The organism is Flavobacterium aestivum (assembly GCF_026870175.2).
Taxonomy (GTDB): Bacteria; Bacteroidota; Bacteroidia; order Flavobacteriales; family Flavobacteriaceae; genus Flavobacterium; species Flavobacterium aestivum.
Genome location: NZ_CP113977.2, coordinates 2,688,526 through 2,708,779, shown reverse-complemented (window position 1 = coordinate 2,708,779; position 20,254 = coordinate 2,688,526). Strand labels below are relative to the sequence as shown.

General features: G+C 32.6%; 13 protein-coding genes and 1 tRNA gene. All 14 read left to right on the top strand.

From position 1 onward, the window contains the following. Window positions 1–2: 2 nt before the first annotated feature. The 14 genes from OZP08_RS11765 to OZP08_RS11700 all read left to right on the top strand — a co-directional run bounded on the left by OZP08_RS11765 (window position 3) and on the right by OZP08_RS11700 (window position 20,243). On the top strand, window positions 3–377 hold the full coding sequence (locus OZP08_RS11765; protein WP_281321911.1) for a diacylglycerol kinase family protein: 375 nt from the start codon (window positions 3–5) through the stop codon (window positions 375–377). 18 nt (window positions 378–395) lie between these two features. Beyond that, the gene (locus OZP08_RS11760) at window positions 396–2,852 is read left to right on the top strand and encodes a DNA translocase FtsK (RefSeq protein WP_281321910.1); all 2,457 of its coding nucleotides are present in this window, start codon (window positions 396–398) and stop codon (window positions 2,850–2,852) included. A 362-nt stretch (window positions 2,853–3,214) separates the two neighbouring features. Continuing rightward, a complete protein-coding gene (gene lolA1, locus OZP08_RS11755; protein WP_268849497.1) occupies window positions 3,215–3,856 on the top strand; it encodes an outer membrane lipoprotein periplasmic chaperone LolA1 in 642 nt (213 codons plus the stop codon). A 6-nt stretch (window positions 3,857–3,862) separates the two neighbouring features. Beyond that, complete coding sequence (locus tag OZP08_RS11750) at window positions 3,863–5,311, top strand: LptF/LptG family permease (RefSeq protein WP_281321909.1); 1,449 nt, start codon at window positions 3,863–3,865, stop codon at window positions 5,309–5,311. 4 nt (window positions 5,312–5,315) lie between these two features. Then, on the top strand, window positions 5,316–6,449 hold the full coding sequence (gene ribB, locus OZP08_RS11745) for a 3,4-dihydroxy-2-butanone-4-phosphate synthase (protein WP_268846281.1): 1,134 nt from the start codon (window positions 5,316–5,318) through the stop codon (window positions 6,447–6,449). A gap of 313 nt (window positions 6,450–6,762) precedes the next feature. Then, window positions 6,763–6,847 (top strand) — tRNA-Ser (locus OZP08_RS11740). Between the two features lie 341 nt (window positions 6,848–7,188). After that, window positions 7,189–7,611, top strand: a complete 423-nt coding sequence (locus tag OZP08_RS11735; RefSeq protein WP_281321908.1) for a very short patch repair endonuclease — start codon at window positions 7,189–7,191, stop codon at window positions 7,609–7,611. Between the two features lie 53 nt (window positions 7,612–7,664). After that, window positions 7,665–9,035: a DNA cytosine methyltransferase gene (locus OZP08_RS11730; protein WP_281321907.1), complete on the top strand. Its 1,371-nt coding sequence runs from the start codon at window positions 7,665–7,667 to the stop codon at window positions 9,033–9,035. Continuing rightward, window positions 9,032–10,087, top strand: coding sequence for a DNA cytosine methyltransferase (locus OZP08_RS11725; RefSeq protein WP_281321906.1), 1,056 nt, complete (start codon window positions 9,032–9,034; stop codon window positions 10,085–10,087). Before OZP08_RS11730 ends, OZP08_RS11725 begins: the two co-directional genes overlap by 4 nt. After that, window positions 10,088–11,068 carry an HNH endonuclease gene (locus OZP08_RS11720; RefSeq protein ID WP_281321905.1) on the top strand — a complete coding sequence of 327 codons (981 nt, stop codon included), beginning with the start codon at window positions 10,088–10,090 and terminating at the stop codon, window positions 11,066–11,068. Window position 11,069: 1 nt separating this feature from the next. Continuing rightward, window positions 11,070–12,548: an ATP-binding protein gene (locus tag OZP08_RS11715; protein ID WP_281321904.1), complete on the top strand. Its 1,479-nt coding sequence runs from the start codon at window positions 11,070–11,072 to the stop codon at window positions 12,546–12,548. Next, the gene (locus OZP08_RS11710) at window positions 12,541–16,398 is read left to right on the top strand and encodes a Z1 domain-containing protein (protein ID WP_281321903.1); all 3,858 of its coding nucleotides are present in this window, start codon (window positions 12,541–12,543) and stop codon (window positions 16,396–16,398) included. Before OZP08_RS11715 ends, OZP08_RS11710 begins: the two co-directional genes overlap by 8 nt. A 7-nt stretch (window positions 16,399–16,405) precedes the next feature. Next, complete coding sequence (locus tag OZP08_RS11705; RefSeq protein WP_281321902.1) at window positions 16,406–18,205, top strand: AAA family ATPase; 1,800 nt, start codon at window positions 16,406–16,408, stop codon at window positions 18,203–18,205. Between the two features lies 1 nt (window position 18,206). Then, window positions 18,207–20,243, top strand: a complete 2,037-nt coding sequence (locus tag OZP08_RS11700) for an AIPR family protein (protein ID WP_281321901.1) — start codon at window positions 18,207–18,209, stop codon at window positions 20,241–20,243. Window positions 20,244–20,254: the final 11 nt, after the last annotated feature.

Sequence of the window (20,254 nt, the reverse complement as noted above, 5' to 3'; positions counted from 1 at the left end):
ATATGGAATTTCAAAAAGATAATACCCTATTAACAGGCAGACTGAAAAGCGTAAAATTTGCTTTTCAGGGTGCTGTTAAATTAGTTACAACAGAACATAGCATAATGGTACAATTCTCCATTGGAGTCATAATGACCATTGCTGGTTTTTATTTTCACATTACCACCACCGAATGGCTTTTTCAAACCATGGCCATCGGATTAATCATGAGTATAGAAGGATTGAATACCGCTGTAGAAAAAATAGCCGATTTTATTCACCCCAATTACCATGAAAGAATTGGTTTCATCAAAGATATCGCCGCAGGGGCCGTATTTTTTGCAGCCTTGACAGCAATAGCTATCGGCCTTATTATTTATATCCCAAAATTTTTATAAGTCCAATTAAATTCAAGAATGGCAAAAACAACAAAAAAAGAACCTTCAGATAAAAAAAACGCATCAGAACCTAAAGAAAAAAAATCTTGGGGACTATCAAAACAACACAAGATTGTTTTAGGATTCCTTTTGGTCTTATTTTCTGTTGCCTTATTGGTAGCATTTGTTTCCTTTTTTATCTACGGACAAGTCGACCAAAGTGCTGTTTCCGAATTAACTGACCGTAATGAAGTAGTTCAAAACTGGTTAGGAAAATTTGGTGCGTACCTAGCCGATTTAATGATATACAAAGGTTTTGGAATTGCCTCATTTATATTCGTACGTTTATTTTTCCTTACCGGAATGTATTTAGTATTGAGTCTTTCGATCAAAAAACTAAAAGCAATTTGGTTCTGGGACTTATTCGTAATCATAATTCTATCTGTATTATTTGGTTTTTTTGCCACTTCATTACCAGAATTAGGCGGAACAATAGGATATGAACTGAATATATTTTCTCAAGATTACATTGGAAAAACCGGAACTTTCTTAGTATTAGTTTTTGGTTTAATTATTTACATCATTTTTAAGCTTCAAGTATCTCCAGAAAAAATACAATCATTTTTCGAGAATACTAAAAAAGAAATCAAAGAAGACATGGCTCCAAGCCCTGTACTTTCCACAAATGACAGTGCCTATAATTTAGAGGAATTTGCAGTAGAAGAACCTGAAGATGAATTAGATGATATTCATATAAAATCTACCGGTTCACAATTCGAAATAAATAAAGAAGCATTAAAACCAACCATTTCAAACGCTTCTGAAATTAATTTAGAACCTACAATCAAACCAGTAACCATGGAAGTTCTTCCACCTGAGGCACCTATAAAAACTGAAGCGCCTGTCAAAGAAGAGGCCTTCGTTATAGAAAAGGCGGTAGAAGAAGATATTATCGAAGACAACTTGGCTTCCCGATTAGTATCAAATTTTGGATTATTCGACCCAACTTTGGATTTATCCAATTACAAATACCCAACCATCGATTTATTAAAAGAATATTCGACTGGCGGTATTACCATCAATCAGGAAGAATTAGAAGAGAACAAAAATAGAATTGTAGATACACTTCGTAATTACAAAATAGAAATTGCACAGATTAAAGCAACTGTTGGACCATCTGTAACTTTATATGAGATTGTCCCAGAAGCAGGAATCCGTATTTCTAAGATTAAAAGTTTGGAAGACGATATTGCCTTGTCACTTTCGGCTCTAGGTATTCGTATCATTGCTCCTATCCCAGGAAAAGGGACAATTGGTATTGAGGTACCTAACAAGAATCCTACTATGGTTTCTATGAAAAGTGTAATTGGTTCAGCCAAGTTTCAAGAAGCCGAAATGGAATTACCTATTGCTCTTGGAAAAACAATTTCGAATGAAACCTTCGTAGTTGATTTGGCTAAAATGCCTCACCTATTGATGGCGGGTGCTACAGGACAAGGAAAATCTGTTGGTTTGAATGCCGTTTTAACTTCGCTTTTGTACAAAAAACATCCAGCAGAAGTAAAGTTTGTATTGGTCGACCCTAAAAAAGTAGAGCTAACCCTTTTTAATAAAATAGAAAGACATTATCTCGCCAAATTACCGGATACCGAAGATGCTATTATTACTGATAATGCTAAGGTTGTTGCTACTTTAAACTCTCTTTGTACAGAAATGGACAATCGTTATTCTTTATTAAAAGATGCGATGGTACGTAACATCAAAGAATACAATGAGAAATTTAAAGCCCGAAGATTAAACCCAGAAAACGGTCACCGTTTTTTACCATATATCGTATTGGTTGTCGATGAGTTTGCCGATTTGATTATGACAGCTGGTAAAGAAGTCGAAGTACCTATTGCCCGTTTGGCGCAATTGGCCCGTGCCATTGGTATTCACTTGATTATTGCAACACAGAGACCATCCGTAAACGTAATTACTGGTTTAATCAAAGCCAACTTCCCTGCAAGAATCGCGTTTAGAGTTACCTCAAAAATAGATTCGAGAACTATTTTGGATACTCAAGGAGCAGATCAGTTAATAGGGCGAGGAGATTTACTATACACCAATGGTAATGATATTGTTCGTGTACAATGTGCTTTTGTAGACACCCCAGAAGTAGAGAAAATCACAGAGTTTATAGGTGCACAAAAAGCATACGCAACTGCCTATTTACTTCCGGAATTTATTGGTGAGGATGGCGGAATCAATCTAGAAATGGATATTTCCGAAAGAGACACCTTATTTAGAGAAGCTGCAGAAGTAATAGTGAATGCCCAACAAGGATCGGCTTCATTATTACAAAGAAAATTAAAACTGGGCTACAACAGAGCCGGTCGATTAATAGACCAACTGGAAGCTGCGGGAATTGTGGGACCATTTGAAGGAAGTAAAGCCAGAACTGTAAACATTCAGGATATGACGGGTCTGGATCAATTTTTTAATAATGAAAATTAGATTCTAAACTACAGCGAATAGTTGGCAAATTTAATTTCTTCTTTAGATTCTTCTAACTTTTTAGCTTTTTTTAAGATTCTTTTGATTTATTGATCTTTACATTTGCAACAAATATCTCACTTATACGAGACAGCGTGAGGGATAGAAGCTAGCTACCTTGTAGCGCGTATAGCCCGGCTGTATTTGGGAAAGGGGCGAATAAGCGGCCTGTATGTAAGCCTCTTTCCCAAATAGAGACACGCCCACACGAACATTAGCGAATTGACGAAGTAAATGAATAGGGTTTACAATAACATGTAGCAAAACAATAATTTAGAATACAACAAAACAAAGATCGAATGACACTACAACACAAAATAGTAATGAAACCATTATTTGGCATTTTACTTGCCTTTTTTATTGGTTTTTCGGCTCAAGGTCAAGACAAAAAAGCAAAAGAATTACTGGATCAAGTAACCGCCAAAGTAAAAAGCTACGATAATATTACAATTGATTTTAAATATTCTTTGAACAACAGCAAAGAAAACATCAATCAAGACAGTAAAGGAACTGTTATCATGAAAGGAAATCAATATACGTTGAATTTCATGGGAATTACGAAGATTTTTGATGGTAAAAAGACCTATACTATTGTTCCGGAAGATGAAGAAATCACGATTTCTACTGTAAATGAAAAAGATGATTCAGCAATTACACCTTCAAAAATGTTGACTTTTTTTAATAAAGGTTATAAATTTTCAATGGATATTATTCAGAATGTAAATGGTAAAAAAATTCAATACGTTAAACTCATTCCAACAAACCCAAAAGATCAAAGAAAAGAAATATTGGTTGGGATAGATTCTAAAACGAAAAACATCAACAATGTGATTGAAATTGATAAAAAGGGGACTAAAACGACATTGACCGTGAATTCTTTTAAAACAAATCTGCCTTTACCAAAAAATCAATTTACCTTTGTTCAAAGTAAATACCCAAAGTACTACATCAATAAATTAGACTAATTATTAGTGAAAATTCTAGATAAATACTTATTAAAAACATTCTTAGGTACATTTGCCACGGTATTTGTAATTCTTTTTTTTGTATTCATACTGCAAACCGTTTGGCTATTTATTGCCGAATTGGCAGGGAAAGATTTAGACTTTGTAATGGTTATTAAATTTTTGGCTTTTTCGATGCCAAGAATTATACCGTTGGTTCTTCCCCTCTCTATCTTATTAGCCTCGATAATGTCTTTTGGAAACTTATCCGAACATTATGAATTCGCCGCCATGAAATCTTCTGGTATTTCGTTGCAAAGAGCGATGAGGAGTTTAACCATTTCTATCGCAATTTTAAGTATTATTGCCTTCTTATTTGCCAATAATGTTATCCCTTATGCTGAATTTAGATTTATCAATTTCAGGAAAAACATTGCTCAGGCCAAACCAGCACTTGCTATTACCGAAGGGCAATTTAGCGATGTGGGGCTTTATAACATCAAGGTAAATAAAAAGACAGGAGAAAACGGCAATCACCTTACTGGAATTACTATACATGAAAAATCCAAAAATGGTGACGGTAGCAAAACGGTTATTAGAGCCAAAGACGGAGAACTGATTAGTAGTAACAAAAGAAGCATTCTTCAATTGGTTTTGAATGATGGTTATTATTATCAAGATATTGTTCCTAAAAAGTATGAGGATCGCGACAAACTACCTTTTGCCAAAAGTTCCTTTAAAAAATACTGTATCAATATCGATTTATCCGATTTGAATAAAGTAGATACCAAAGACGAAAGTGTATCAAACACCAATAACATGTTAAATGTTAGTGATTTAAGATACACCTTAGATTCACTAACCAAAAACAGAAATACGGATATTGTTTCTTTTACAGAAAATAGTGCAACAAGACTTGGTAACTTGACTGATAATAAGGCTAAAGCACCTCAAAAAAATAAACCTTTGGTAAAAGACCTGTTGTCTTTATTTAACAATAAGCAAAAAGCCGAAATATTAAGCACTGCTTCTAGTAATGCAGAGAGTAACTTATACTCTATTGATGCTACTAAAACAGAGCTTGACGCCAAAAAGAAAAATATAAACATACATCTTTCGTCATTGTACGATAAGTTTGTTATTGTTTACGCTTGCTTCCTAATGTTTTTTATTGGAGCGCCACTGGGTGCCATTATTCGAAAAGGTGGATTAGGACTTCCTATAGTTTTTGCGGTTTTAATCTTTATATCTTTTCACTTTATAAATACATTTGGAAAAAGAATTGCGCAAGAAGATGGAATGACTCCATTTTTTGGATCCTGGATGTCTTCTATGATCCTTACACCATTAGCAGTTTTATTGACCTATCGTGCAACAAATGATATTGGTTTAATCAATATAGATGTCATTCTGACTCCTATTCAAAAAGTATTTCAAAATTTTTTTCAAAAAATAATTCCATCTCAAAATAAATAATCAGATGCCAACCTCAAAAATACAACTCAACACTATAGAAGAAGCCATAGAAGACATTCGTCAAGGCAAAGTAATTATTGTAGTTGATGATGAAGATCGTGAAAACGAAGGTGATTTTCTAGCTGCTGCCGAGAAAGTAACTCCCGAAATGATCAACTTTATGGCCACTCACGGTCGTGGATTAATTTGCGCTCCCTTAACAGAAAGTCGTTGTAAAGAACTCGGATTACATGTTATGGTAAGCAACAATACCGATCCTATGGAGACTGCTTTTACCGTTTCAGTAGATTTAAGAGGCAATGGTGTAACTACAGGAATATCGGCCGCAGACAGAGCCAAAACGATACTTTCCTTGGTAGATTCTAACACTAAACCACATGATTTGGCACGTCCTGGACACATATTCCCATTAATTGCTAAACAAGGGGGTGTTTTGAGAAGAACAGGACATACTGAAGCTGCTATTGATTTTGCAAGATTGGCAGGATTCAAACCAGCTGGTGTGATTGTTGAAATCATGAATGAAGATGGTAGCATGGCTCGTTTACCACAATTGGTAAAAGTGGCTAAAAAATTCGATTTGAAATTGGTTTCCATCGAAGCACTGGTTGCTTATAGAATGCAACACGACAGTCTGATTGTTAAGAAAGAAGATTTTGATATCGAAACTCGTTTTGGAACCTTTAGACTAAGAGCGTATTTGCAAACCACAAATAAGCAAGTCCATATCGCTTTAACAAAAGGAACCTGGAATTTAGGTGAAGCAGTATTAACCCGAATCAATTCAACATCAGTTAATAATGACATTTTAGGAACATTAACCAACGATGCTCATAAAAAACTGGATGATATGTTTAAAATGATTAACGATGAAGGCAAAGGCGCCGTATTGTTTATCAATCAAGAATTACAATCTGTAGATTTACTAAACCGTATTGTAGAATTAAAAGAATTACAGACCAAAGGCGAATTCAAAGCCCCACAAATCAAGATGGATAATAAAGATTTTGGTATTGGAGCCCAAATTTTGCACGATCTTGACATCTCAAAAATTCGTTTATTGTCTAATACTGAACAAACCAAACGTGTTGGAATGATTGGATACGGCTTGGAAATAAAAGAATTTGTGAAATATTAAATTAGTAGAAATTACTAGTTAGTATAGAAATCCTTATGAATTATATTCTTAAGGATTTTTTTATTTCTGCTAAGACGTAAACACCAAACCAATGCTAATTCCTAATCACTTTTTGCCAATTACCACATAACAATCTCAATTCACATCGTTACCAAAAACTTTTTTTACAACTATTTCAAACCTAAAACCAAGTAAATGAAATCATTAAAAATTCATATCAAAAAAAGATGATTTTTTTCCTAAAATAGTTTTTTTTAAACCAAAAAAGCTCACTATATTTGCACCCGCAATCAGCTAATGAAAGCGACATACTGGAGAAATGGCAGAGCGGTCGAATGCGGCAGTCTTGAAAACTGTTGACTGTAACAGGTCCGGGGGTTCGAATCCCTCTTTCTCCGCAAGTATTTAAAACCCGAAAAGAAATTTTCGGGTTTTTTGTTTTTTGATAATATTCTAAATTATTCGTCAAATCTTATTGGATCAACACAAAAACACATAGCTATAAAAGATTATTTTGACTTTTTAAAGAATTATAAATATTCTTCAAAGTGACTAAAATCATTATTACCAATCAGCTTAATTACTTATACATCAAATCCTAAAAAACAATTTGTATTTTAAAGAAATTACACTATTTTTTAGATTACTAAAGTTTGATTATATTGCAAGCATAAAAACATTTATAAAATACAAATAAACAGGCGAGATAAAATATAATAATAACTTTAAAAAAAAGTTAATGACTGATGTACATTCCAAATATACAAGGAGTTATAACATGAGCAAGATCAGGAATAAAAATACAAAACCTGAGATACTTGTACGGAAATTTATTTTTTCAAAAGGACTTAGATTTAGACTGCATGACAAAAAACTCCCTGGCACTCCCGACATAGTACTTCCAAAATATAAAACTGTCATATTTGTAAATGGATGTTTCTGGCATGGACATAAAGACTGTAAATATTTTGTGATACCAAAAACAAGAACTGACTGGTGGCTAGAGAAAATCAATCGAAATATTGAAAAAGATATAGAAAATAAAAAAAAATTAATGAATATTGACTGGAATGTTATAACAATTTGGGAATGTGAACTAAAACCTTTAATAAAAGAGATCACCTTATACAACATTATTGAAAAATTAAAAATAAAATGCTAGAATTTTACTACAAATATCACAAAAAGACATTTAAAAAAAAATCACAGAATTTAATGAATGAAATTCTGAAAATTCTTGCAGAAGAAAATATTGTTGTAGAAGAAACTGAGCGGTTGGAAATTCCTAAAGAATATGAAAACTTTCTTGAAAAAGAATTATTTAAAAATTTAAATGGATTATATTATACGTTACGTAAAAACAATGCAAAAAAGCATTCAGTATTGAAAAAATATCTTCCTGAACTCAAACAGGAGCCTACTTCAGATTTTTTATTTGCAGATTTTTTCAGTGGTGCGGGAGGGTTAAGTCAAGGACTTACAAATGCTGGTTTTGTTCCTGCTTTTGTTAATGACATTTATTTAGATGCACTTGAAACTTATTATTTCAATCATGATCTAATATTAGACAGATTTTTCAATGGAGATATCAAAGAACTCGTTGATAACATAGATCAGTATTTACATCTATTTAAAGGTGTAAAATTAATAGCTGGCGGCCCACCATGCCAGGGTTTTTCAACTGCAAATAGACAAAATTTTGAAATAGATGAAACAAGTCTTCAAAAAAGTTTCATTGAAGACAAGAGAAATATTCTTTATAAACAATTTGTAAAATTACTCGGAATCATAAAACCTGATTTTTTTATAATGGAAAATGTGAGGGGAATGAAAAAAGTCGAAAATCAAATTGAAGAAGATATTAGAACAGCCACGAAAGAAGAATACTCTTACAACCCTTTAATACTTGATGCACAAAATTTTGGAATTCCCCAGAGCCGCATAAGATATATACTTATAGGTGGCAAAAATTTTCTTAGCATTGAACAAATTAGGGCTGGCTTGTTAGCAAAACAAAAAACAGAAAATTTTTACAAACTCCAAGATGCCTTATTTGGATTACCGGAAATAGGGACAAATCCATTAAAACTTAATGCCGAATATGAAAGTGAAAAAAATGGATACAATCTACGCAAAATAGTTCTTGAGCAGAATGATTTCTTAAAAGAACTAAATAAAAATCGAGAAATAAACTATTTATGGAATCATAGATCTCGTTACAATAATGAAAACGATCTTGAGATTTTTCGACGTCTTCCTGAAGGTGAAAATTCTTTACACGAAAGTATTCAAGACATCCTAGTATACAAAAATAGGAAACATATTTTTAAGGATAAATATTACAAACTAAAAAGAAACGAGGTATCAAAAACTATAACTTCTCATATGAAATATGATTGTCACATGTATATTCATCCTGAGCAATCCCGTGGGCTAAGTCCAAGAGAGGCTGCAAGAATACAAACATTCCCTGATGATTATATTTTCAGAGGAGGACTTAATAGTTGGTACAAACAAATTGGTAATGCGGTTCCAGTAAAACTTGCTGAAGTTATTGCCAAAGAAATAAAACATTTTATACAATGAGATATATAGAACTCTTCTCAGGAATTGGAGGTTTTAGAAAAGCTGCTGAACTACTATCATATGATTCAAATATTGATATGCATTGTACAGCTTTTTCTGAAATAGACCCATTTGCTTTAAAAACATATGGAAATAACTACAATTTAAATGGAGAAGCCAGAATGGGTAATATTGTTGAATTTACTTCCGAGAGAGAAAAAATACAACAAATGTCTAATTTCGATTTATTATTGGGAGGATTTCCTTGTCAAGCATTTAGTCTTTTAGGTAAGCAACTGGGATTAGAAGATGAAAGGGGAAAAATATTATTCAGTATTCATGAATTATTAGCTCAAAAAAATCCAGAGTTTGTTGTTTTAGAAAATGTTCGAAATATTCTTAAACACAATAAAGGTGAAACTTTAAATAAAATACTTAATTTTTTCAAAGAGCATGAATATAAATATGTTAATTACGTAGTTCTAGATTCTCAAAATTTCGGTTTACCTCAAAAAAGAGCACGAGTTTTTTTTGTTTGTAGTAAAAAAGAGCTTTCAATTAATCTTACTGAAAATAATATTATCGATAATTTCATGAATATAAATGGTCATTCATTGAATATGTATGAAAATGTATTAGAAATATTAGACAAAAAAGTTGATGATAAGTATTATCTTTCTGAAAAAATTAAGCATACTATTTTAGCAGATGGATCAAAAAATTTTAAAAGTAAATCACAGATAGATTTAGATGTTGCAAGAACACTCACAGCAACGATGGTAAAAATGCATAGAGCATGTCAAGATAATTACTACTCTGATGATTTTATTTTAAACAATCATTCTCATAAAGATACCCCAAAAGAAATTTTGTTCAAAAAACCTGTAAGAAAGCTAACTCCTTGGGAAGCATTAAAATTACAGGGATTCAATAAAGAGTTTTATGATAATGCTGTTGAAGCTGGAGTAAGCGGGCATCAATTATATAGACAAGCGGGCAATGCCCTCAGTGTGAATACAGGATATGCATTACTGCACTATCTTTTTGTGAAATGTAGAATTCAAGATAAATAAATGAGAAACCCTCCTTGGAATAGAGAAGAACTCATACTTGCACTTGATCTATATTTTAAAATAGATTATGGACTAATGCATGGAACTCATCCGAAAATCAAAGCATTGAGTAATCTGTTAAGCTTGAAAAATGAAGGAAATGGATTTTCTCGAAGTGCTAGTAGTGTTTCTTTGAAATTTGCCAACTTTAAAAGAATCGATCCTAATTTTGAAGGAAAAGGAATGATTGGAGGAAGCCAACTTGAAGAAAGTATATGGCAAGAATTTTATCAGAATAAAAAAGAATTACAAATAATAGCCAGTAATTTAAAAAGCAGCATAATCAATCAAAGAAAAGCTTTATTTACAAATTGGCTTGAAAAAAATGGAAAGCCAAATGGCATACCATATCAAAAAGGAACAATTTCGATTTATGCCAATCAGATTGATCATATTATTTTAAAAGAATTTTCTATTAATATAGAAGGCTTAAGTTTATATGAATTAATTGATTTAAATGAATTAAAAAAAATTGAAAATAGCCTTTATGACGGAATAGATAGCAAGAAAAGGCGTGACTTAAGAAGTGCTTTTCAAAGCTATGTAAGATTTGTACAGTATAGTAATGTAAATATCGAGGGTACAATACTCGGAGAAGAAGAAGATGAAGAAGAAAGTTATACTGAAGGAAAAAAAAAGGTCTATATTTCAAAAAAAGCAGAAAGAAACATAAAACTAAGAGAAAAAGCCATTAATATACATGGCACTACATGCAAAGTATGTACATTTAATTTTGGCAAAACTTATGGTAGTTGGGGAGAAGGTTTTATTGAAGTACATCATTTAATTCCACTGGGAGGTGAAGATGATAAAATCAGAATTACTGATCCTAAAAAAAATTTAATTGTTTTATGTGCTAATTGCCATAGAATGGTACATAGAAAAAAGGGAATTACTCTCACTGTTGAAGAACTAAAACAAAAACTAACGACACAATCATAATATGTCTCAACATAAATATGAAAATATAAAAAAGCATGAAGCGGTTCCCCCAGCAGGCTCAATGATTGAAAGTTTGCGGGATCTTGGATATTCTCCAGAAACAGCGGCAGCAGACATCATTGACAATGCTATTTTTGCCCGGGCTAAAAACATTTGGATTGACTTTAAATGGAATGGTAAACTTTCAAAAGTTAGCTTTCGAGATGATGGTAAAGGTATGAATGAAGACGAATTGATTCAAGCAATGCGACCTGGAAGCCAAAGTCCTTCAATAAAAAGAGAAGTCAATGATTTAGGACGTTTCGGATTAGGTCTTAAAACTGCTTCATTTTCACAGTGTCGTCTTTTTACAGTACTTTCGAGAAAAAAAAATACTCCCATTACTTATTGGCGGTGGGATCTTGATTATACCACTGATCCTAATACCGCAGGTTGGACAATTCTTAATATGGCAGACGAAGAAGATATTGAACTTACCAATAATATGGAAGAAGGTTCAATTGTAGTATGGCAAAATTTAGATCGAATCATTGAAACTAATAAAAAAGAGATTTCTGAAGATGAATTTTATAATGTCGCTGAAAAAGTGAAAAGACATATAGAAATGATCTTTCATCGATATTTAGAAACCGGAAAAATAAAAATAATATTCAATGAAATACAAGTCAATGGATGGGATCCTTTTTTGAAAGGTGAAGCTGCAACCCAACCTTTCCCTGAAGAATTATTAGAAAACGGTTCTGTAAAAGTTAAAGCATATGTATTACCTCATAGATCAAAACTTGAAGAAGATGTTTGGATTGAAAATGAAGAAAGAGGTGGTTGGGATACTTTACAAGGTTTTTACATTTACAGAAATGAAAGATTACTTCTTGCTGCTGACTGGCTTGGCATAACCCGTAAAAAATCACACTATAAATTGGCCAGGATAATGATTGATTTACCAAATCATCTTGATCAAGACTGGCAAATTGATATAAAAAAATCCAGAGCCCGTCCTCCACTATCATCAAGGCAGCGTCTTAAAGCAATTGCTATGGCTACAATGACTCAAGCTGAGCAAGTATTTAGACATCGTGGCAAACAAATTCAACGTTCCCTATCAACAGATTTTTCATTTGTATGGAATGAGGTGGTAAAAAACGAACGTTATTTTTTCAGAATCAACCAGGATCATCCTGTTATTGCTGCACAAATAGCAAAATTTCCGGAAAAGAAAAAAGAGATTCAAAAACTAATCAGAATTATTGAAGAAACAGTTCCTGGACCTATTATTATAGCAAAGGAAAATGAGTATCCTGATAGTATGGTACGCCCTTTTGAAAAAACACCATCTGAAGAAATTGTTTCCTTGATGAAAGAATTATTTATTGGATGGATAAAACAAGGTTTTAATAGTGATATTGCAAAAAGAAAATTATTGACTACAGAGCCTTTTAGCGATTATCCACAACTAATAGAAACATTAACAGATGAGTGATAAATCTATCCTTGAGCAAGCACAGAAAATATGCCGAAATCTCCTAGATATGGATCCACCGGAAACAGTCGAAAAAATAAAGGAGGCTATTAAGAAAGTAAGTCAGATACTTCCTCTGGAGAATGCTGATCAAGAAGAACTACTTGTCAGATTGATCGAAGTAACTGGAATAACTCAAGAAATACCACGCATACTTGATAATGAAAAGGTTGAACCATGGATAATTGATAAATGGTCTCGAACTGCAGACAATAGAAGGTTTTGGCGACGATACCAATCTTATCTTGCAGATGACAAAAAAATAGCACCAAAAGTCATATCACGTCTTGATGATTTGACAGACAATATTCTTGATAGATTGGCTGATCCTGATGCTCACGATGAGTTTGATAAAAGAGGACTTGTAGTAGGACATGTTCAATCAGGAAAGACTTCTAATTACGTTGGACTAATTACAAAAGCAGCTGATGCAGGTTACAAATTGATTATTGTACTTGCCGGTATTCATAGTTCACTTCGTAGTCAAACACAATTACGTATTGATGAAGGGTTTTTAGGTTATGATACTGAAACAAGTCGTAGTTTTAGCCAAACGACAAATCGCATAGGTGTAGGACGACTCAATCCCAATGTTCCAGCCCATTCACTAACAAGCAGTGCACTTAATGGTGATTTTCATAGAAATGTAGCTGAAACAATTAATTTATATCTCAAAGGAAGTGATCCAGTTATTGTTGTAATCAAGAAAAATAATGCAGTATTAAAAAATCTAATAGAATGGTTATCCGCTAAGGTTGGAGAAGATGTTTCTGGAACAGATCACAAAATAATCAATGATCTTCCGATGCTACTGATCGATGATGAAGCAGATAATGCCTCTATAAATATAAGTAAAAGTAATGTTTCTTCAATTAACGGTTCCATTCGAGCATTATTATGTTTATTCAGAAAAAGTGCTTATGTAGGATATACTGCAACTCCTTATGCAAATGTATTTATTCCAATTCCCAAAGATGACAAAGAACCTGGAAAAGGATTGAAAATTGTGCTCAAAAATAAAGATTATCCAGTCGGAGAAGATTTATTTCCAAGGGATTTCATTGTTAATATTCCTCCGCCTTCAAACTATATAGGTCCGGAGAAATTTTTCGGAATTATTAGTGAAGATCAACAATATGACAATGCATCTGATGAAGAAGACGGGACTGTACAAGACCCATTACCAATTCATTTATATGAACCGATTAATGATTATCAGCCAAAGGATTATTACGATAGTGAATTAAGCAGAGAAAATATTAGAGGAACCAATTTTAATTACATTCCGGATGGACATAAAAAAGATGATGCAAAACCTCAAGAATTACCTAATACTTTAAAAAAAGCTATTAAATATTTTATCCTGTCCTGTGCAGCACGAAGAGTAAGGGGGCAGATCAATGTACATAATTCCATGCTGGTACATGTTACTCGTTTTGTCGATTGGCAAAATCATATTGCTTTAAAAGTTGAAGAGGAACTTTTACGTTTTAAAAACAGGATTGAATTTAGAGATCCTGACTTTTTGGCCCAGTTGAAAGAATTATGGGAACATGATTTTATTCCTAAAACACAGGAAATATTAACACTTCCAGAATTGAGTGATTCAGGAATAACACCGATCCACTGGAATGAATTAGAAAAAGAATTACTTCCTGCTGTGACAAAGATCAGAGTACGAGCTGTACACGGGTCTAAATTACTTGGAGGATTGGAACAAGATAATATACAACCTCTTGATTATTATGAAAATAATAAAAAAGGACTTTCAGTAATTGCTGTTGGTGGAAATAAACTATCTCGTGGCCTCACATTAGAGGGATTAACAATAAGCTACTACCTAAGGGCTTCCAAAATGTATGATACTCTTATGCAAATGGGACGTTGGTTTGGATATCGCCCAGGTTATCTGGATTTATGTCGCTTATTTACAACAGGAGATTTGGTAAGTCATTACAAGCACATTACAGCAGCAACCGAAGAAATGAGGGCAGAATTTGATCGTATGTGGCTACTAAAAAGAAAACCACGTAATTATGGTTTGAAAGTTAGAGCACACACTGGAGTCCTAACGATTACTGCGTCCAATAGATTCCAATATAGAAAAATGATGGAATTTGGTTTTTCAGGTAATCTAGAAGAAACCTGGCAATTTGACAAAACCCGAAAGGATCTTTTCGAAAAAAATCACTCAATCACTCAACGATTAATTGAGAAACTTGGCCCTCCAAATGGGGTTGCTAATGAAAGTAAACATCTTAAGAAACAATCTTTTGTTTGGCAAGGTCGAAATAATTTCAAAGAGATTATTGAATACCTTATAGATTATCAATCGTCACAGCCATCTTTCCACACAGGATTGCTTAAGGATTATATAGAAAAGCAAGCTAAAAATAATAAACTTGTCAATTGGACAATTGCTTTAATAACAAATAACAGTGCTAATGAAGATAATCAAGTCTATTATGGGGAGCAGAAAGTAGGACTTTCTTTTCGTAAAGATGATGCAGAAGAAACATCTTCTTACTATGAATTGACTAAAGCTCACATTATAGGTAACTTTCACGAATACATTGATTTAAATAATGATCAACTAGAAAAAGCATTTGATGAAACCATTAAAGATAAGATTGAAAATGGCAAGGAGGCACAAACTGAACATCCTAGTCCTTTACGTATTCGAAAAAATCGAGAGGAAACTAACGCATTATTACTTATTTACCCCTTGACCTCAAAACTTCGTGAGGAAGAACCTCCATATAGCGATGTTCCGATTATAGGTCTGGCAATCAGCTTCCCATATATTGAAGATGAAGAAAAGGTTCTTTATGCAGTAAATGAGGTCTTTCAAGAACAATTGTACGATTATCCTGAAGAGTTGGATATTGATGATATAGATCCTGATGAAGACGACTCGGAGAAAAATAATTCAAACTGGAGAAATTCTCTATTAAGTGAAAAAACATTCAAAAACCTAATTGAAAATAGTTATCAGAATGTTTTAAAGGAAACTGATTTTCAAAGCGGCTTGGTACCATATTATCCTGGAAATGATGAATTAAATGAGGTTCTTAAGTCACGTACAAATGTGATATTACCTACTGACAAAGCATTAGGGATAACCTCTATACCATTTTATGCAGAGAAAGAAATACAGCAATTTTACTTAAATGATTCTACTTCGGTTGTCACTAAAACAGATCAAGAAATCACAGAAAATGGTCCATTTATAGTCGGCTTAAAGCGTTCAAAATATGTTACATTTTGTTATCATGATCAACCTGCTACCTTTTCAGATAGTTGCTGGGTGATACGTCCTGAACCGGCAAAGGCGAGATATCTGTCTGCATTATTCAATTCAACTCTTTTCGGGGCTTGGGTAAGAATCAATGGGGAACAGAAAAAGGATATTTATTTCATTAAGAATGAAGTTCTTTACAGATTTCCGCTTGTTTATCCTGAAGAACATCAATTGTGGGTGTATGATAACTTGTATGAATTACTGGTTTCAGCAGGACGTAATGAGCAAACTCTTGGCACAGGTACTATTAGGTCTTATTTTGCTGCCATGCTTGATGCTTTGATTTTCTGCACATATTTTCTGGAATCTATGCAGCAAGAAAAGAAAGTGTTATATGATTCACTGGAATCTATTATTCCAAAAGAATTGCCAATAAAAGAAAAAAGAGCCGCTTTAGCAGAAGAATTATTTAAAGTACTTTATGATAGAGATCATCCTGTACGTAAAACTGTTTACTATCTCGATACTCACGAAAAAGTAAAAAAGATAAAAGCCGTATTTATCCAATAATACTATTATGAAAATTAGCAAAATCACTATCAATAATTACAGAGCTTTCTACAATGAAATAAAAGAATCAAATTCTAAGTACTTCATCAATCTTACAGGAGGAAAAAATCTGCTAATTTATGGTGAAAACGGGAGTGGAAAAAGTTCATTTTATAAAGCATTAAATGATCTCTTCAGGTCATCAGTCGAACCTGGTTATCACTTTACTGAGAATGTTTTTTCCAGAGAACTTGAATTAGAAGAACAGCCATTTATAGAGGTTGATTTTAAAAGAGGAAAAGAAGAAAAAACTTTTACTTTTTCTAAAGATTTACATCGAATAAATGTAAATGATGAACTCCTTCGCTCAGTAGCTAGAGGTAGAAGCTTTATGACTTATCGGGAATTATTGCGTGTTCACTTTATTCAAGACTATCAGGTTAATCTATTTGATTTTTTATTTGGTCAAGATGGTATTTTAGCAGATCTTACCACCCCCGTTTATTCAAGGCCTGAAACGCATTTGAAAATGAATGCATTACTTGAAATCGTTCGAACAAAACCAGATGAAATAAACCTTAGAGATTTCACCCAAAGTACCAATCAAATACTGACAGATCTTAATGAAACATTGAATTATCTACTTAGATATTTTGATCGTTCAATGAAAGTCTCCTTTTCTCAACTTACTGAAGAATCTTTAAGTGGAGGACATCCAGAGATAAAAGTCAACGTATCGTATTTTGGCATAGATTTGAATCTACAAAGAGAGCAATATCATCACTTTCTAAATGAAGCTCGTCTATCCGCTTTGGCAGTGTGCATATTTTTAGCAGCACATCTATCTGTTCCTTCACCCGATTACAAGGTACTTTTTTTAGATGATATCTTTACAGGATTAGACAACTCTAACCGAATTCCTCTGTTAGATATACTGACTGATCCAATTATTCAAGGAACTATGACAAAAACCTTCACCGATCATCAGATTTTTTTAACTACTTATGATCGGCAATGGTATGAATTAGCTAAAAACCATTTAGAAAACAATAAATGGTCTTTTCAGGAAATGTATATTGATAGACATTCAAAAGGATTTGACCATCCGGCATGGTTACCGGGGGATAATGACATTGAGAAAGCTTTGCATTATTTTCGAATTAAACAATATGCCTCATGTGCTAATTATCAACGTAAAATTTGTGAAAGATTAATCAAGAAATTTCTTCCGGATAGTAAAAAATATGACCCAATGCCTTCAGGAGAAATAAAACCAATAGATCAATTGGGTACTCTTATAGATCGGTTTGAAAATCATCTTACAGAAAATAAACTTGATTTTTCTCCTTATTCCAAAATTAGACTCTGCCTTCGTGCATTTATGAATCCACTTTCTCATGATGATAATGACAGCCCTTTTTATCGCAGAGAGCTGGAACTTGGATTTGAATTAATTAAAAAACTTCAAGTTCTCAAAAATGAAATCTGTTTCAAAAAAGGGCAAGTTATTAGAACTATTCAAAAAAATGGTGAATCAGGAGATGAATTCCAATACGACTTCGAAATACAAAATACCGTATGGTTAATTTCAACAGAAAATGAAAAAGCTATAAGTCAAATAGTTGCGTCACCAATTAAAAGAATATCATTACAAGACAATAAAGATGAGCGTTTGGGTTATCCTCCTGAAACATTGGAAAAGAACCTAAAAAAGATTCGCCATTATCTAAAAAATAGTGAAACAGTGGAACCAAATGACTCATTTGAATGGGAAAAAGATGGCCAATGGAAATTTTTAAATTCATTACTAAACACAAAAACTGAATAAAATGTCTGTTTCTAACATCGAAATGAATCGATTTCGAACTGTAGTTCTACAAGATATAGCTGATCTTATAGAATCTGACAAAACAGGAGGAATTCGGGAAGAAAAATTTACTGAAAAGGTATTAGAATATCTTGAGGAAGCAAGTGAAACAGAAGGTGCTGTTCTCTGTAGAGAAATAAGGGAAAACAGTATTGGTAATCGTATTCATAAAATAAATGGATATGCATTAAGTGAAGGCTATGAAACAATTGATCTTTTTGTAACTGTATTTAATGGAGCCGATGAATTAGGTAGACTTTATTCTGATGAAATCAAAACAGCTGTAAATCTTTCTACTCGATTCCTAAGTAATTTAGTAACTGGAAAAATGGAGGGTATAGAAGAAACAGCTCCAGTATTCGATTTTGCTAAAAAGATTAATACAATCATTAATGAGATTGTTCGAGTTAACATCTATATTCTTTCAGATATGTTGATCCCGGTCAATCCACCGGAACAATCAGAAATTGGAGACATAAAGATCCATTACCATATAAGAGATATTGAATATATATATCGTATACATAATTCTGGTTCAGGAAAACAAGCAATTCTCATAGATTTTGTTCAAAAATTTAATGTTCCAATCTCATGTCTCCCAATGCCCGAAAAAAATGATGATTATCAATCTTATCTTGCCATAATTCCAGCAAGTATACTTGCTAATATCTATCATGACTACGGGGCTCGTTTACTAGAACAAAATGTTAGGACTTTTCTTCAGTTTCGAGGGAATATTAATAAGGGAATAAGAGATACTATTATTAAGGAACCACATATGTTTATGGCCTATAATAATGGGATTTCAGCAACAGCTGAATCAATTAAACTTACAGATGATCGAAAATCTATCGTTTCAATTAAGGATTTTCAAATAGTAAATGGAGGACAAACTACTGCTTCAATATTTCAAACACAAAGAAAATATAAAAACGCAGATATTAATGCTGTATGTGTACAAGTAAAGCTCACTGTAATCAATGATCCGCTAAAAAAAACTGAAATAATCTCCAGGATTTCAAGATTTGCTAATACACAAAATAAAGTTTCTGAAGCTGATCTTTCATCTAATCATCCATTTCACATTGAATTAGAACATTTATCTAGAAAAATATGGGCTCCTGCTAATTTAGTTAAAAGTCAGACAAGATGGTTTTATGAAAGAGCAAGAGGGCAATTTACTGATGAATTATCACAGATAGACAAATCAAGTCAGCAAAAAAAATGGCTTAGGCGAAATCCTAAGGACCAAAAATTTGCAAAAGAAGATCTTAGTAGGTTTTATGCCAGTTGGGAAATGACACCTTGGTGGGTAGTAAGAGGAAGACAGAAAAATTTTGTTGAATTCATGAAAATTGCAGATGATATTCACACTAATCAAGTGTTTTTTGAAGATCTGATAGCTAAATCTATTATTTTTAAAAGCGCGGAACGCTTATATGGTGCTGGATCAAAAGCAATTGGTGACTTGAGATACATGGTCGTACCATATTCAATATCATATCTTAGATTTATCACTAGTAACAAAATAAACCTCTTTAAGATTTGGAAAAATCAACAAATATCGATTGAACTTGAAAATCTAATTTACACATTACTCTTGAAAATTGACCAGTTTATGCGTGATACCAGTCAATTAGGTTTAATTGGAGAATGGGCAAAAAAAGAAGAGTGCTGGAAAAAACTTAAAGAATATAAAATTGAAATAGACATTACTAAAATAAATAATGATCTACAAAGCGATTTAGAAATCAACAACAGATATAATGATTCTTTATTAGATCCAACACAAAAGAATGAAATTGAAAAAAAAATCAATAATATTAATTCTAATAAATGGATTGAAATTTATCAATGGGGAAAAACTACCAAAAAATTTGATATTATCGAGTTAAATACAATTTGGAAAATTATACAGAAAATTGAAAATAATAAAAGGTTAACAGATAAAGATTATTTCACAGCCAATAGTATCTTTAAAATTTTTGAAAGCAAATGATTGATTTTCTT

What these genes read in the sequence shown, in the direction of transcription:
- OZP08_RS11705 (WP_281321902.1), top strand. Translation starts at nt 16,406, where the DNA reads ATGAAAATTAGCAAAATCACTATCAATAATTACAGAGCTTTCTACAAT.
- OZP08_RS11700 (WP_281321901.1), top strand. Translation starts at nt 18,207, where the DNA reads ATGTCTGTTTCTAACATCGAAATGAATCGATTTCGAACTGTAGTTCTA.
- OZP08_RS11735 (WP_281321908.1), top strand. Translation starts at nt 7,189, where the DNA reads ATGACTGATGTACATTCCAAATATACAAGGAGTTATAACATGAGCAAG.
- OZP08_RS11725 (WP_281321906.1), top strand. Translation starts at nt 9,032, where the DNA reads ATGAGATATATAGAACTCTTCTCAGGAATTGGAGGTTTTAGAAAAGCT.
- lolA1 (WP_268849497.1), top strand. Translation starts at nt 3,215, where the DNA reads ATGAAACCATTATTTGGCATTTTACTTGCCTTTTTTATTGGTTTTTCG.
- OZP08_RS11730 (WP_281321907.1), top strand. Translation starts at nt 7,665, where the DNA reads ATGAATGAAATTCTGAAAATTCTTGCAGAAGAAAATATTGTTGTAGAA.
- ribB (WP_268846281.1), top strand. Translation starts at nt 5,316, where the DNA reads ATGCCAACCTCAAAAATACAACTCAACACTATAGAAGAAGCCATAGAA.
- OZP08_RS11715 (WP_281321904.1), top strand. Translation starts at nt 11,070, where the DNA reads ATGTCTCAACATAAATATGAAAATATAAAAAAGCATGAAGCGGTTCCC.
- OZP08_RS11710 (WP_281321903.1), top strand. Translation starts at nt 12,541, where the DNA reads ATGAGTGATAAATCTATCCTTGAGCAAGCACAGAAAATATGCCGAAAT.
- OZP08_RS11760 (WP_281321910.1), top strand. Translation starts at nt 396, where the DNA reads ATGGCAAAAACAACAAAAAAAGAACCTTCAGATAAAAAAAACGCATCA.
- OZP08_RS11765 (WP_281321911.1), top strand. Translation starts at nt 3, where the DNA reads ATGGAATTTCAAAAAGATAATACCCTATTAACAGGCAGACTGAAAAGC.
- OZP08_RS11720 (WP_281321905.1), top strand. Translation starts at nt 10,088, where the DNA reads ATGAGAAACCCTCCTTGGAATAGAGAAGAACTCATACTTGCACTTGAT.